Below are 15,661 nucleotides of genomic sequence, written 5' to 3'. Positions count from 1 at the left end.
GTACAGGAAGAGGAAGGAAACAAACTATATTCGTCACAAACAAAATTTAGCCTGCATCGCCTAAATTCGTCTGTTAAGAATATTCAAGTACATCAGAAGTACCCGATAAACCTACAACAAAAGTTAGTGTAAAACCTTCATCTGCAACGCAAGAACTCAACGCAGAGACAAGTCTAGCACAGTTATTTTTAATATGCTTTATAAAATATTAGAATAGTTCAATTTTTATTTGATAAAAATTAAGTTTTTGATAGGTGTTTAAGCAAGAATGCGGCGACCAGTAAGGTTTTGGCTTACTGGTCTATCCACATATTAATAGATAAAAAATAATAAAAAAAATTTTATAAGGCAGCGATTTGCGCTTTTTGTTCTTGCATTTTGGCAAGCGCAATTTCAGCATCCGCTAATTTTGTTTTCTCTTTTTCTATAACCGCTTCTGGTGCTTTACCAACAAAATTTTCATTATTTAACTTACCGCTCACTTTGGCGGCTTCCTTAGTTAGTTTTTCAATAGCTTTGTCAAGTCGGGCTAACTCGGCTTCTTTGTCAATTAAACCAGCCATAGGAATTAATAACGATAAGTCACCAATCACTGCTGACGCAGAAGCAGGACCTTGTTCATTTTCAGCAAGCACCTCAATGCTTTCAAGTTTAGCTAAAGCACTTAAAAATTGTTCATTGTTTTCCAAACGACGTTTATCTTCACTAGAAACATTTTTAAGGAATACAGGTAATGGCTTGCTTGGTGCAATATCCATTTCACCACGAATATTACGTATTGCAATAATAAACTGCTTAACCCACTCTAAATCATCAATTGCTTGTTGATCACAATTTTGCGCATTATATTGCGGAAATGCTTGTGTCATGATCGAATCGCCATTCTTAGCAAAATTGGTTAATGGCTGCACCCGTTGCCAAATAGTTTCTGTGATATATGGCATTATTGGATGCATTAAACGCAGTAAGCTTTCTAGAATGTTTACTAGGGTATGGCGTGTCGCACGTTGTTGTGCTTCATTACCTTTAAATAAAACCGGTTTTGTTAATTCAAGGTACCAATCGCAGAATTGATTCCAAGTAAATTCGTATAGCGCTTGAGAAGCTAAATCGAAACGATAAGAATCAAACGCTTCGTGCACCGTTTTAACTGTTTGTTCAAACTGACCTATGATCCAACGATCAGCAAGGGATAACTCCATATCGCCACCCTTAGCTTCAGGTGAAGAAGCACCGCAATCATGCTCTTCAGTATTCATAATAACGTAACGACTGGCATTCCATAATTTGTTAGTGAAGTTACGATAACCTTCTAGGCGCTTCATATCCCAACTAATGTCACGCCCCGTTGTCGCTACCGACGTGAGGGTAAAGCGCAACGCATCAGTACCGTGTGCTTCAATGCCATTTGGAAATTCTTTTTTAGTGAGTTTGGTAATTTTCTTAGCCAATTGTGGCTGCATCATATTACCGGTACGCTTTTCTAATAGGTCATCTAAGCCAATGCCGTCGATCATATCTAAAGGATCAATAACATTCCCTTTAGATTTACTCATTTTATCGCCATTTTCATCACGAATAAGGCCTGTAACATACACTTTTTTAAATGGTACTTGGCTTTTGCCATTTTCATCTTTATTAAAGTGCAATGTCATCATGATCATTCTGGCAACCCAGAAGAAAATAATATCAAAACCTGTCACTAAAACATCGGTAGGATGGAAGGTTTTTAAATCTTCAGTTTCTTTTGGCCACCCTAATGTCGAGAAAGTCCATAATGCAGAAGAGAACCATGTATCTAATACGTCGTTATCTTGTGATAACTTGCTGTTAGCACTAATATCATTGTTGGCACGCACTTCTTCTTCACTGCGACCAACATATACTTTACCGTTTTCATCATACCAAGCAGGAATTCTATGACCCCACCAAAGCTGGCGTGATATACACCAGTCTTGAATATCGCGCATCCACGAAAAGTACATGTTTTCGTATTGTTTTGGCACAAATTCAATATCACCATCTTCTACGGCTGCAATGGCAGGAGCAGCAAGTTTTTCAACGCGAACATACCATTGATCAGTTAATAAAGGTTCAATGATTACACCACTACGATCGCCATACGGTGCCACTAAATCGTGATCTTTAACTTCAACTAATAAACCTAACTCATCAAATTTAGCTACTATGGCTTTACGAGCAACAAAGCGATCAAGGCCTGCAAACTCTTCTGGTAAATCAGTACTGTAGTCGTTCGATGGTTCGCCTTTATTATTATAAACTTCTGCTGCAGATAAAATGGCCGCATCTTTGTCTAGAATGTTGATTAATGGCAAGTTGTGACGTTTACCGACTTCATTATCATTGAAGTCATGGGCTGGGGTGATTTTCACACAACCTGTACCTTTTTCCATGTCAGCGTGATCATCACCAACAATAGGAATCAAACGGTTAACTAATGGAAGTAATACTTGCTTGCCGATAAGATCTTTATAACGTGGATCCTCAGGGTTAACTGCAACACCTGTATCACCCAGCATGGTTTCTGGTCGTGTTGTCGCTACCACTAGGTAGTCTTTGCCTTCGGCTGTTGTTTCACCGTTTGCTAATGGGTAGCGTAGGTGCCACATATGACCTTTTTTATCTTTGTTTTCAACTTCTAAATCAGATATTGCCGTATGGAACTTAGGATCCCAGTTAACTAAACGTTTACCGCGATATATTAAGTCGTCTTCAAATAAGCGTACAAAAACTTCTTGTACGGCTTCAGACATACCATCGTCCATGGTAAATCGTTCACGAGACCAATCGATAGAGTTTCCTAAACGACGCATCTGCTGGCCAATTGTGCCGCCAGATTGTTCTTTCCATTCCCAGATTTTATCAATAAAGCCTTCACGACCATAATCATGACGAGTTTTATCTTCTTCAGCTGCTATTTTACGTTCAACCACCATTTGTGTAGCAATACCAGCATGGTCACAACCAGTTTGCCATAAGGTGTTTTTACCTTGCATGCGTTGGTAGCGGATTAAAGTATCCATAATGGTTTGCTGAAAAGCATGTCCCATATGTAAACTACCTGTGACGTTAGGTGGTGGAATAGCAATGCTATAGCTATCACCTTCACCAGTAGGGCTAAAATAACCTTGGCTTTCCCAGCTTTGGTAAAGAGATTGTTCAATATCAGTAGGGTTAAACGTTTTTTCCATCAGACTATCCGGTATAAAAATTTTATAAAAGCTCTAAAATTAAAGCAATTCAATGTGTTACTTAGGTAGCATTGTCGCTACTGTGCTATCGTCTGGGTATCAACTTGAAACCCCCACTGACGACAGGTTTTAAATCTTTCTCTGGCTAATTGTTTTAATTCAGCGTCGCTAGGTACAAAATCAACAACAAAATTAAACTGTTGGGCAAAGTTTGGTACGGTATTAGATAAATTAATTAATACACTTTTTCTGCCTTTTGGGGCTTGCCAGCCTATTTCAACAGCACTGCCTTGTTTAGGTCCTTCGCCAACTAAGTTGTGTGGAACAAAACTATCGCTATCAAATGCCCATAGCAATTCATCAATAGCTTCGGCTGCTTTTTGCTCATCACAATAAATATAAACCTTTTGCCCCTGACGATAAAAGTAACTTGCTTGAAGGCAAGCTTGATATGCACTTGAAAAGCGCTCAAGAGTGTCTTTGGTATCATCAGTATTATTACTTAATTGCTCTGAAGCTTCTTTAAGTTCTGGCAATTGGTAAAACATTACTTGGGTTTGCATTTATTTGCTGTACCTAATTATTTGTTTTGCGTAAAACTCATCAAGGCGGCATAAGCCGCCTTGTTTATTTGGGCACGACTAGGCTATTCGCCTTGTTCAACACCACTTTTGTTCATCAAAAACTGTGTAAGCATACTTACAGGGCGACCTGTAGCACCTTTGTTTTTACCACCACTTCGCCAAGCGGTACCAGCCACATCTAAATGTGCCCAATGGTACTTTTTAGTGAAACGAGATAGGAAACAAGCCGCTGTGATAGTACCTGCTTCTTTACCACCAAGGTTTGTAAAGTCAGCAAACGGGCTTTCAAGCTGTTCTTGATAGTCGTCCCATAATGGCATACGCCATGCTCTATCACCACTTTGCTCAGACGCATTTAATAGCTCGTGAGCTAATGGGTTATGACTACTGAGTAAACCTGATGCATGCGCACCAAGTGCGACAACACAGGCACCTGTTAAGGTTGCCACATCAACCACCGCTTCTGGTTCAAAACGCTCAACATACGTTAGCGCATCACACAACACTAGACGACCTTCTGCATCGGTATTTAATACTTCAACTGTTTGGCCAGACATGGTGGTTAAAATGTCACCTGGGCGATATGCATTACTGCTTGGCATGTTTTCACAACCCGCCAATACGCCAATAACATTAAGTGGTAAATTCAATTCAGCTAATGAGTGCATCGCACCTAAAACACCAGCGGCACCCCCCATATCGTATTTCATTTCATCCATGCCTGCGCCTGGTTTTAACGAGATACCGCCACTGTCAAAGGTTAAACCTTTACCAACAAGGACTAATGGCTTACTGTCATCGCCAGCACCATCATATTTAATGATACTCATCATGGATTCATTTGCTGAGCCACGGCCAACAGCAAGGTATGACCCCATACCTAACTCTTCCATTTCTTTCTCACCAATGATTTCTGTGCTGATGTTGTCATAATCATCGGCTAGAATTTTGGCTTGTTCAGCTAAATAAGCAGGGTTGCAAATGTTTGGTGGCATGTTGGCAACATTTTTACAGGTAGTAATCCCTTCAGAAATCGCTAATGCATGAGCAATAGCACGTTCACCAATAGGTAACTCGCGACGTGTTGGTACATTAAATACGATTTTACGAAGTGGGCGACGAGGCTCTGCCTTACGGGTTTTTAAGCTATCAAAGCTGTACAAACCATCTTGTGTTGCTTCTACTGCTTGGCGAACTTTCCAATAAGTATCGCGACCTTTAACATGAAGTTCTGATAAGAAACATACCGCTTCCATTGAACCTGTTTCATTTAAGGTGTTAATGGTTTTGTTGATAATTTGACGGTATTGACGTTCATCAAGTTCACGTTCTTTACCGCAACCTACTAGTAAAACGCGCTCACTTAAGATGTTAGGCACATGATGTAATAACAACATTTGGCCTGATTTACCTTCTAAATCACCTTTACGTAAAAGGTTGCTGATATAACCTTCGCTGATTTCATCTAATTGCTCAGCTGTGGCACTTAGGCGGCGAGGTTCAAATACACCGACAACAATACAGGCACTGCGTTGTTTTTCTGGGCTACCGCTTTTTACACTGAACTCCATGGGCTTTCCTTTTACATAGTTATTTGTTTTTAATAAAACAGCGAGCGAGGCCTTTTTACGCTAGGCTAAACTACTATATTGTCTCGCTGCTTACTTGTTAGAACATTGCGCAATATCGATTACTTTAGGCAATGAACATCAATTTATGACAAATTAATTTGCTTTAACTTGCTAAAATAAGTAAAAAATAGCACTGTTGACTATTAAATTGATATCGCTCAGGGCTATAATTATAGCCGCATTTATCAATAGTACTTAGTTAGTGACTATATAGTTTACTTACAAAAACGACAAGTTTACTTAAAAATTGTCGATATGTCAGAAAAAAACTAAGTTTTTACGGGATCTTTTTGTGATCATTTTTCGTTATTTATTAAAAGAAGTTGCTAAAACACAAATGGCGGTATTTTTTGTCTTGATGACAATCTTTATCAGTCAAAAATTTGTACGCGTATTAGGCGATGCGTCAGAGGGTAGTATACCGGGTCAATTAGTCATGACTTTCATTGCGCTTAAAGTACCTGATTTGGCTGGCATGATGCTGCCATTAAGTCTATTTTTAGGCATTTTACTTGCTTATGGTCGTATTTATGCCGATAGCGAAATGACGGTGCTACATGCTTGTGGCGTGAGTGAATGGTATGTAGTGCGCGTTACTTTAGTGTTAGCTTTTATTACGGCTGTTTTTACGGGGTTATTTACCTTATATCTTGCTCCCATGGCTTCTGAATATCAATATCAAGTAAAAGAGGATCTTGCTGCAGATTCTGGTCTTAGTGCGCTTGTTGCAGGACGATTTCAACAAACCGGTAACAAAGACGCGGTAGTATTTATCCATGATAAAAGTCGCCAAGACAACAGCTTTAACAAAGTATTTGTAGCGCAGTTACCTGATGAAAATAGTGCTGATGAACATATTATCAATTCAAGTTTAGTCTATGCGGATAAAGGGCAAGTATTTGAGGATGAGAAAGGGGCGCAACGTTTAGTGCTAGGTGATGGTACTCGATACCATAGTGATGCTAAAAATGGTGAGTTTCAATCGGTAGCTTTTGAAAAGTATTATATTGAAATTAAAGATCAAGCCGTTGAACACCAATATCGTAAATTGTCTGCCTTACCGACAAGCCAACTATTCAATAAAGTAGAGCCTGATTTGTACGCACAATATCGAGCTACTATTCAATGGCGGATAGCGTTCCCCTTAGCGTGTATTATTTTAACTTTTATTGCGGTTCCACTGAGTGTGGTTAATCCGAGACAGGGAAAATTTGCTAAAATGTTGCCTGCTCTGATGTTATTTCTGGCTTATTTTTTATTATTAACAGCAATGCGATCAGGCGTAGAAAAACAGGCTATACCCAATTATGTTGGATTATGGCCAATACATATTAGTGCATTATTTTTAGGAATCACCCTCTTGATGAAAGAGCGAACCAGCGGTCGAAAAATTAAAGCAAAACTACCAAAAATTAAACGAAGAACTGCTCTGCCTTCAAGCAAAGGTAAGGAGTCTGAATGAAAATTTTAGATCTTTACATTGGCAAAGTTATCGCATCTACAACCTTTTTAACCCTTGCTGTTTTTGTCAGTGTTAGCGGAATTATTAAATTTGTTGAACAAATGCGCGCCGTAGGTCGTGGTAATTATGATTTATCGCATGCTGCCTTATATGTTTTGTATGCTATTCCGCGTGATGTTGAAGTGTTTTTCCCTATGGCAGCATTAATAGGTGGGTTAATTGGAATCGGCATGTTAGCTAGCAATAGTGAGCTTGTTGTTATGCAAGCTGCCGGGTTGTCTCGTTTAGATATTATTAAATCAGTAATGAAAACAGCAATTTTGTTAATTGTGGTTAGTATGGCTGTTGGTGAATGGTTAGCACCTAGTGGAGAAGCAAAGGCAAGAGAGATAAGAGCACAAGCAATATCAGGTGGTAGTTTAATTTCAGCAAAAAATGGGGTTTGGGCTAAAGATGGTGATTACTTTGTCAACATTGGAGAAGTGTTAGAAAAAGGGCAATTAAAGAAAGTTCAAATATATCGCTTCAATGAGCAACTTAAACTTGAAAGTTGGATATCTGCACAAAATGCTTTTTATCAAGGTGAGCAGTGGTTACTCAATGATGTGGTGGAAACAAACCTTAGCGGTGAACAAATAACTACAGCCAATTTTGAGCAGCAGGTGTGGCAGTCTTCATTAACGCCGAAAAAACTTGGAGTTGTTACCGTTACACCTGAGTCATTATCGGTAAGAGGGTTAATAGATTATTTAGATTACCTAGAGGCGAATGAACAAGATCCAAGTCGCTATCAACTTGCCTTTTGGCGTAAGCTTATGCAGCCATTAACAGTAGCCGTTATGCTACTTGTTGCATTAAGTTTTATCTTTGGTCCATTGCGTTCAGTATCAATGGGCGCACGTATTATGATGGGAGTTTTTACAGGGATATTGTTCTTTATTTGTAATGAGGTGTTAGGCTCTATCAGTTTGGTCTATCAAATTCCTCCTGTTATCGGTGCAGTGATGCCAAGCCTGATATTTATAAGTACAGCGTGGTACTTTATGAATAAAAAAGTCAGTTAACAGAGCTATTTTGTTGTTGATGACTCAACAACAAAATAGCTAATAGAATGAACCACTGCAATGTAAAATCTTGCAGTGGTTTTTTATTGAGCGGGATTAGTTCTTAAAGTCTACCGCGATTGGCTTCTAACGACAGTGTTACCACTTCTGTACCAGTTAAGCGGTCTTGTAAACTTAATTTGTTTTTACGATCAAATATTACAGCGATATTACCTAACCCTAGTAGCGTTGGAATAAGTCGCTTTAATCCTGTCGTTTTACTAATTAAAGAGCCGTCAGTGTTTTGCAGGCGCAATCGCCAAGCTTTCATACCCAATGTTTGACCACTTTTCGCCCAAAAATAAATAAAGAAATAACTAACCCAAGCAGCCTTCCAAAGTTCATTTGACCACTTCAACCAAAAAGTATGCATGATAGTATCTGAGAAGTGATCATAGCCTTGCATATCGAATAGCCCAAAATACAGTCCTATATACATTAACAAAAAGCCCATAGCACCTGCGACCATATAGACTGCAATTGCGATAAGTACGTCATACACCCATGAGCCAAAACGGCGTCGAAAACCAGCACGAGGAAAAGAGGTAAAATCAAAGTGATTCATAATTAAGAGTTTACTTAGTATTAGTTGTGATAAATGCGTCTTAACATTTTATCTATAAGTGATGGCAAGAGTTTAGCAAAAATACATTCTTTTGAGTATCACTGTAAATGCAATTTGTACTAAGTGTATTAATGAATCTTCACCTTCGCTAGCTTATTAGCAACCCGATGAAGACTCAAAATGAAAGATATACAGAACAATACTGTATAATTCATTTTTGCTTGCTCTAAGCTCGCCTATCAACGCTGAACTCGGTAACTTGTTATTTCTATTGGTTTATCTTTCAGGAAAAAGCCATTTACCCGTAAGGCAAATGGCTTTAAAAGTGAGATGGTATACGCTAATGATGACTAATAACGAGATATTTTATAAAACCAACAATAAAGCACTGGTACCACAGCAAGGGTTAATATTGTGCCAATTGCTAAGCCAAAAGCAATGACATTCGCCATACCATAAAACAGAGGATCTTTACTGATAATTAACGGTAATAACCCCATAACAGTAGTGATTGTTCCCATGGTTATGGGCCTTAAACGCGTTAAACAGGCAGTGATAACTGCTTGGTATTCGGTGTTACCACTATCAGTTTCAATTTTTATTCTGTCTATTAAAACAATGGCATTATTAATAATTATGCCAGCAAGGCTATATAAACCAAGCGTAACCATAAAACCAAAAGGAGCTTGCATAACTAATAAACCAATAACCGCACCAATAAAGGAGAGTGGAATAGTTAAACTGATAACGGCAGCCTTTCTAAAAGAATTGAATTGGGCAACTAAAATAATAATAATCAAACCAAGTACAATAGGCATGTTTGCACTTAATGCTTTTTGTGCCGCTAACGACTCTTTTATTACGCCATCATATTCAATAGTATGATTGACAGGTAAATCCAGTTTTAATGCTTCAATTTTGTCATCAATAAGTAGCTTTAAGTCTTCGGCAGCCATGTCTGTATTTCTTGCTTGAATACTTATTGTCCTGAATAAATCTTCATGCTGTATCATTGAAAATTGATGATACGGTGCTAATTTAGCTACTTGAAATAAAGGCACCGTTTTACCCGTTTTACTTGAGTAAATATTTAATGTTCTTAAACGGTCAAGGCTTTGTCTTTCACTTTGCGGAGCTCTAAGTACAACAGGAATTATTTCATCACCTTCACGGTATTCAGTAATTTGAGTGCCAGAAAAATAGGTTTCAAGTGCTTGCGCTATATCAGCGGAACTTAATCCTGCGCGTTTTGCGCGGTGTTGATCAATTTGAACATCAATTTTTGTGATCAGGTTTTCCCAATCAGTTCTAACATCCATCGTATTAGGAATGCTATGGAGTAAATCCATAACTTGTTCGGCTTTTTGATAAATCACATTTTTATCAGGGCCTTTTACTTGTATTTTAATTGTGCTGGAATCTGAAGGGCCTAAGAACATCTTTTTGACTCTTGCAGAGACATTAGGGAAAGTGCTTTCTATTTGTTCATCAAGCATTAATACCGTGTCTGAAATGTCGGTGTTATCTTTAACGTTGAGCACAATGAACCCTTTATTTGCCGCGGGATCTTCAGGGTTAAGTGATAAAACAAACCTCGGGCCACTAAAACCAACGTACCCTGAGTAACTTTCAATAAATGCAAATTGCTCTTTCGAATTCAACCACGTAAAAATCGCATTCATTTGTCTGTCGGTTTCTCGAGAAGATGTGCCATTAGGCAAGTCAATATTCACTAATATTTGGGTTCTATCTGAGTCAGGGAAGAATTGCTTAGCGACAAATTTCATTGAATAGACTGAACCAATAAATAAAGCGATCATGATGCTAATAAATAACATTTTGTGTTTAAGCACCCAGTGAATAAAACGCTCATAAGAGCGCTTAAAGAGTCCTTGAGCTTCTTCTGTTTTTTCAGTGTTACTTTGTGCTGGAACTTTAATAAAGTAGTAACATAATATAGGTGTTACACAAAGAGCGAGCACCCAACTTGTTAACAAGGTTATTAATATTACCAGCGAGATAGAACGAGTAAACTCGCCCGCAACATGTTCTGCCAGCATTAAAGGCAAAAATACAAGAATAGTTGTCGCTGAGGAGGTTAATAGCGGAATCGCTAACTCACCACTACCTTGAGTCATCGCGTTAAAGCGATCTGCTCCTTCTTCTAATCTGCGCTTAAAATCTTCGGCAATAACAATGCCATTATCAACCAATAAACCTAGCGAAATAATCAATGTTGCTAGGCTCATTCGTTCAAGTTTCATATCAGCAAATTGCATTACGGTTAATGTAATGAGCATAACAAAAGGGACAATAGCGCCAACAATCAGCCCTGTTCTCAAACCAAGAAATAAAATGACAACCACTAATACAATTGACAATGTCTGTAAAACACTAAAAGAAACATTTTCTATTGTTGCTGCAACTTGGTCGGCTTGATAGGTAGCAGTATTTATGGTGTAACCTATCGGCAATGTAGCTTCAATATTGGCAAGTTTAGTATCCATCCTAGGGGCAAACTCAAGAATGTTGTAATTCTCAAGCATTGAAATAGCAAAAAATATTGCTGGTTTACCGTTAAAGTATGCCAATTTGTCTGGTGGATCGATAAAGTCACGCTTAATACTGACAATATCTTTTAAGGCGATAAAATCTTCAGAATTAGGGATATTAATATATGTATTTGCGATTTCATCGGTACTGTTAAAATTACCCGATGGCTCTACAATAAAACTTGCTTGACCAGTATCTATTTGTCCGCCAGAGCGAATAATATTTTGACTTTGCAACTCGTTGATTAATGTATGAGGGGAAATACCTAGCTGCGATAACTTAGCATTCGATACTTCTAAATAAATTCGCTCTTGTTTTTGGCCTAAAATCTCTATTTTCTTGGTGCCGTCAACGTTATACAGCGTATCTCTAATATGTTGAGCAATATCGTACATCTCACCCAAATCAAAGCCATCAGCAGTTAGTGCAAGGGTAATAACTGATACATCACCAAATTCATCATTTACAAAAGGAGGTCTTGTACCTGAAGGCATTTTTAAGTGAGCAGCGTTGGCTTTGTTACGCACATCTTGCCAAATATCATCGAGACTAAAATAACGATCATAAATTTTGACATGTAAAATAGACAACCCAGTAGATGACGTTGATTTTATTTCTTTTACTTCAGGAACTTTTCGAATTTCTTCTTCAATTTTTTTGGTGATCAGTTGCTCAACTCTATCAGGAGCCATGCCTGGAAATGAAGTACTAACAATTGCTTCTCGAATGGTTATTGTTGGGTCTTCTTGTGCAGGTAAGGTAAAGTAAGCAAAGACACCATTAAGTAATAAAATAGTAAGAATTAAAAAGACTGATTTACGGTAGGTATAAGCGGTTTTTGTTAAGTTCATAGTATTTATTCCTTTAACTTAATTAAATCGCTGTGTTTTTGTATCGAGTAAAGTAACGCTTTGCCCATTTCTTAAAAATGCTACACCTGCGGTGGCAATGATATCGCCTTCACTTAGACCTGCTGAAACGTACACTTCATTTTCTAAAACGTTTTCTGTTTGTATTTCTGTTTTTGTGACGATTTGTTTTGCTGAATCATAAACGAAAACAAATGTCTTCTGATTAATACCTGCTCTTAATGCTGTAACGGGTATACGCATTACTTTACCTGTATAACCTGTGCGACCTACACCTTGAAAAGAAAATTCAACTTCTGCTGTCATGCCTGCACGTAATAATGGACTATCTGATTGTAATACTACGGTAACAGGGAAGGCATTTGCTGATTCAGCACGAGTGCCTATTTCTGTTATCTTTCCTTCCATCGCTAATGTAGGAATTACTGGGAAGCTAATAGCGAGGGAAGTGTCTCGTGTTAACTCTCTAATTAATGTTTCAGGTACCATCACATTAACTTCTAAGCCATGTTTTCCTTCAATTTCAAATACCGATTGACCAGCAGAAACTTGCTGTGAAGGCTCAAATAATTGCTTGGTTATTATGCCGTTATACGGAGCAACTAGAGTACTGTCTTCTAAATTTTTTGCTGCGATATCTACTTGCGCTTTAGCAACATCAACAGCGCTTTTACTGGCATCGAAGTTTGCTTTTGCATTATCAAAACCAGATTGAGATACAACACCTTGTTCAATTAGTTTTTCATAGCGAAGAAAACTATTTCTGGCATCAGAAAAGCTTGCTTTGGCTTGTTGATAATGAGCTTGTGCAGATTGTAAGCCTAATTTTAAGTTGCGTTGATTTAACTGTGCAAGTGCTTGACCTTTAATGACTTCATCACCTAAATGCACATTAATGCGCTCAATTTTCCCATTCACTTCAAAGCTTAATTTCGTTGCTTCTACTGGTGCAACAATGCCTGATAACGTTCGTACCTGATCTAACGTTGAGCTAGTCACCGTTGTCCACATAATAGGGCGTACGACTGCTGATGAACTTTGCTTAGGTTCATTACAAGCGAGAAGAAAAGTGGCAAGAAGCGACACAATAATCAAACGCATAAATATTCCTTGAATAGGTAATAGGTTATCAATACTTAGTTCATATAAAAATGTAGTACTTTTGATTAAATAGTATTAACAACGAGTGTAATTTTATATTTGGTACTATACAGTACCTTTTATTTTGGTACTATGTAGTACCAATGTCAAATGTTTGTAAACTATTTCTAACTGCCATGACTCAAGATCTCAGAAAATTAGACACTGTAGCTACATGTAAAGTACTTACTACTAGAGGCGAGCGCATTTTAGATGCAGCCCAGCAGTTATTTTTTGAACATGGCTATGATGAAACATCATTGCAAATGATTATTAATAAAACGGGTGGTTCAAGACGCTCAATTTATAATGAATTTGGTAATAAAAAGGGGCTGCTCGTTGCGGTAATTCAGCGTCAAGTTTATTTTCAAACAGAAACCCTAAATGCTATTGATAGAAGTCTTTCTGCTTCAGACTGTTTAAATGACGTATGTTTTCGTTTTGTTAAAGGTATGTGCTCACCTGAAATACGTTCGTTATTTAGATTGGTTGTTCAGCAAACAGTTAAACACCCTGAGCTGGGGGAAATGATCTACCAAAGTGGTCCGATAATGGGGGTAAAACCTTTAGAAGACTACTTAATAGAACTTAATGAAAAACGAATATTGGTTATTGATGATTGTCACTTTGCCGCACGTTTTTTATTAGAGATGGCCAAAGGCCCGTTATACACAAACTTACTTTTACTACCTCAAAAACAAGCATCTGATGAAGAGATAAAAGAACAAATCAATATAGCAGTAAAAGTCTTTATTAAATCCCATTGTGCTTGATTAGTTAAATCGACAAACAAAGATTATGGATAAAATTTGTTCGCTCGATACCTTAGTAAAGATAAATTAGTTGCTTAGCTATGAATATTTCGTATAATGCCAGCACTTCAGCTTATTGCTGTAGTCACTGTGTCGCCGGAGTGGTGGAATTGGTAGACACGACGGATTCAAAATTGAACGTGTATATAGGTATTTTGAAGACATTTTAAAGTACCCAGCTAATTACATTGAGCTACAAGATAAGTTAGTATTTACTATTTTTTTGCAAAGATTTGCAAAGTTTTTACGAGATTACAAAAATTACTGACCTAGTTTTAAGGTTGGTTAGTTTATAAAGAGTTCGGTTTTTAGATACAAAAATTGATTTCTTTGCAAACTGAAAAGTTAGCTACAAGCCTTTGCCGGTGTGGTGAAATTGGTATACACGACGGATTCAAAATCCGTTGCAGCAATGCGTGGCGGTTCGAGTCCGCCCACCGGTACCATTAATTATATAGAAAGCCCTGTCCTTAGTCGGATAGGGCTTTTTTGTTATTAATTGCCTAAATCAACTATAAGTGATAGATTTTATTTAAAATAATTTAAAAATGTTATCAAAGGATAATGGTAACTGAATTCTCTAATCAGGTATGAGTAGTTGAAAAAATTTTTATATTTCATATTTGTCAATAACAGGGTTATTGATTTTCTTAGTTCACCTTTTTTAAGTATTTTCGTTCCTCCTATACTAGGGCTTTATTATGGCACCCTAGATATATGGGGTAATGATTGGACGTGGGTTAAAAATTATCAGGATATACACACTGTTATATTCAGTATATTAGCAGGAATGACTGTTATCATATTGTTTATAAAAGGAATTGCTGAAAGCTGTAAGGGTCAGGTTACAGCTAAATACGAAAAGATTACTGAGTCTATGATTACCTTTTTTAACGAACTAGTTAAAAAAAAGCGGGATAGATTTAATAATAAGGCTAAATCTCTAAAGCCTACGGGTGACATTTTTAAAACGATTACACACCCAAGAGATCAGTTGGAGCATGTGCTGGACGGTACAAAAAGATTTTTAGTCTCAGGGTTAGGTATAGACCAAAAAAATATTGGCATTACTATTATTCAAGGCAACCTAAGTGGGCCTAAGTGGTGGTATGCATTAAAGTGTGATTCGCAAAAACAACATACTAAAGCAAGAGAGCTAATGGAAGGGAGTTCAACTGCGCGCTTCTGTTTTGAATCTGGTGATAGTTTGTTTATTCCAGATCTTAGAAAAGGAATCAAGGAAGGTGTATTCTTTGAATCGAATCGTTCAAAAAAAACAGGGAAAGGTTCCGTCTTTTGTAAACCTGTTCGTGTTACAGTTAGTAACGTCGAATTTGTTTACATTTTCACCATTGCGGTATATGGTCAATATATATGCACTCCTTATGACGAAGCTGAGTGTAGAGCATGTGAAAAGATTCTAGATGAGGTTGCGGATCGAGTGGAACTTGAACTATACCTTTTTTCAATGAAACAATTTAAGGAAAGTGGAGGTAAAGCAGCATGAGACAAATTCTTATGAGTAAGCCTAATGAGTTTTCATACCACAAAGAAAGGGATCAAATTCGTAGTGTCGCGGTAAAAATGTTTGCTAAGGTTATATCTTCATCTAAAGAAGATTCTGCGCAAGGTGACTCTAACGAAGTAAAAGTTTCAAGTACCTTAGAAAAAAAGCAGGATTAGTATATTTTATTAATTACAAGAAAGTAACGATGTATATCGTTACTTTC

General features: G+C 37.5%; 11 protein-coding genes and 1 tRNA gene. 6 read left to right on the top strand and 6 right to left on the bottom strand.

The window, feature by feature from the left end; all coding sequences use genetic code 11:
• Positions 1–341 precede the first annotated feature (341 nt).
• The 3 genes from D1094_RS01195 to pepA form a co-directional block, all read right to left on the bottom strand.
• Entirely contained in the window at positions 342–3,212 is a 2,871-nt protein-coding gene (locus tag D1094_RS01195) for a valine--tRNA ligase (RefSeq protein WP_118958253.1), read from the bottom strand.
• A gap of 77 nt (positions 3,213–3,289) precedes the next feature.
• Positions 3,290–3,775: a DNA polymerase III subunit chi gene (locus D1094_RS01190; protein ID WP_118958252.1), complete on the bottom strand. Its 486-nt coding sequence runs from the start codon at positions 3,773–3,775 to the stop codon at positions 3,290–3,292.
• A gap of 83 nt (positions 3,776–3,858) precedes the next feature.
• Positions 3,859–5,367, bottom strand: a complete 1,509-nt coding sequence (gene pepA, locus D1094_RS01185) for a leucyl aminopeptidase (protein ID WP_118958251.1) — start codon at positions 5,365–5,367, stop codon at positions 3,859–3,861.
• A 352-nt stretch (positions 5,368–5,719) separates the two neighbouring features.
• Here pepA and lptF point away from each other — a divergent pair, with 352 nt between their 5' ends.
• Entirely contained in the window at positions 5,720–6,889 is a 1,170-nt protein-coding gene (gene lptF, locus D1094_RS01180) for an LPS export ABC transporter permease LptF (protein WP_118958250.1), read from the top strand.
• The gene (gene lptG / locus D1094_RS01175) at positions 6,886–7,953 is read left to right on the top strand and encodes an LPS export ABC transporter permease LptG (RefSeq protein ID WP_118958249.1); all 1,068 of its coding nucleotides are present in this window, start codon (positions 6,886–6,888) and stop codon (positions 7,951–7,953) included. Before lptF ends, lptG begins: the two co-directional genes overlap by 4 nt.
• A gap of 103 nt (positions 7,954–8,056) precedes the next feature.
• On the opposite strand, the gene D1094_RS01170 is transcribed toward lptG, so the two are convergent.
• The 3 genes from D1094_RS01170 to D1094_RS01160 form a co-directional block, all read right to left on the bottom strand.
• Entirely contained in the window at positions 8,057–8,557 is a 501-nt protein-coding gene (locus D1094_RS01170; protein WP_118958248.1) for an RDD family protein, read from the bottom strand.
• 350 nt (positions 8,558–8,907) lie between these two features.
• Positions 8,908–11,961 carry an efflux RND transporter permease subunit gene (locus tag D1094_RS01165; protein WP_118958247.1) on the bottom strand — a complete coding sequence of 1,018 codons (3,054 nt, stop codon included), beginning with the start codon at positions 11,959–11,961 and terminating at the stop codon, positions 8,908–8,910.
• 18 nt (positions 11,962–11,979) lie between these two features.
• Positions 11,980–13,080, bottom strand: a complete 1,101-nt coding sequence (locus D1094_RS01160) for an efflux RND transporter periplasmic adaptor subunit (protein ID WP_118958246.1) — start codon at positions 13,078–13,080, stop codon at positions 11,980–11,982.
• Positions 13,081–13,223: 143 nt separating this feature from the next.
• On the opposite strand from D1094_RS01160, the gene D1094_RS01155 reads away from it, so the two are divergent.
• The 4 genes from D1094_RS01155 (at position 13,224) to D1094_RS01140 (ending at position 15,614) form a co-directional block, all read left to right on the top strand.
• Complete coding sequence (locus tag D1094_RS01155; RefSeq protein ID WP_259337779.1) at positions 13,224–13,892, top strand: TetR/AcrR family transcriptional regulator; 669 nt, start codon at positions 13,224–13,226, stop codon at positions 13,890–13,892.
• Between the two features lie 400 nt (positions 13,893–14,292).
• A tRNA-Leu gene (locus D1094_RS01150) sits at positions 14,293–14,377 on the top strand.
• Positions 14,378–14,529: 152 nt separating this feature from the next.
• Complete coding sequence (locus D1094_RS01145; protein WP_118958245.1) at positions 14,530–15,438, top strand: hypothetical protein; 909 nt, start codon at positions 14,530–14,532, stop codon at positions 15,436–15,438.
• Positions 15,435–15,614 carry a hypothetical protein gene (locus D1094_RS01140; protein WP_118958244.1) on the top strand — a complete coding sequence of 60 codons (180 nt, stop codon included), beginning with the start codon at positions 15,435–15,437 and terminating at the stop codon, positions 15,612–15,614. The genes D1094_RS01145 and D1094_RS01140 overlap by 4 nt, the downstream gene beginning before the upstream one ends.
• Positions 15,615–15,661: the final 47 nt, after the last annotated feature.

The organism is Colwellia sp. RSH04, assembly GCF_003545765.1.
Taxonomy (GTDB): Bacteria; Pseudomonadota; Gammaproteobacteria; order Enterobacterales; family Alteromonadaceae; genus Colwellia.
The sequence above is the reverse complement of the archived record's forward strand: the minus strand, read 5'-3'. Positions and strand labels throughout refer to the sequence as shown.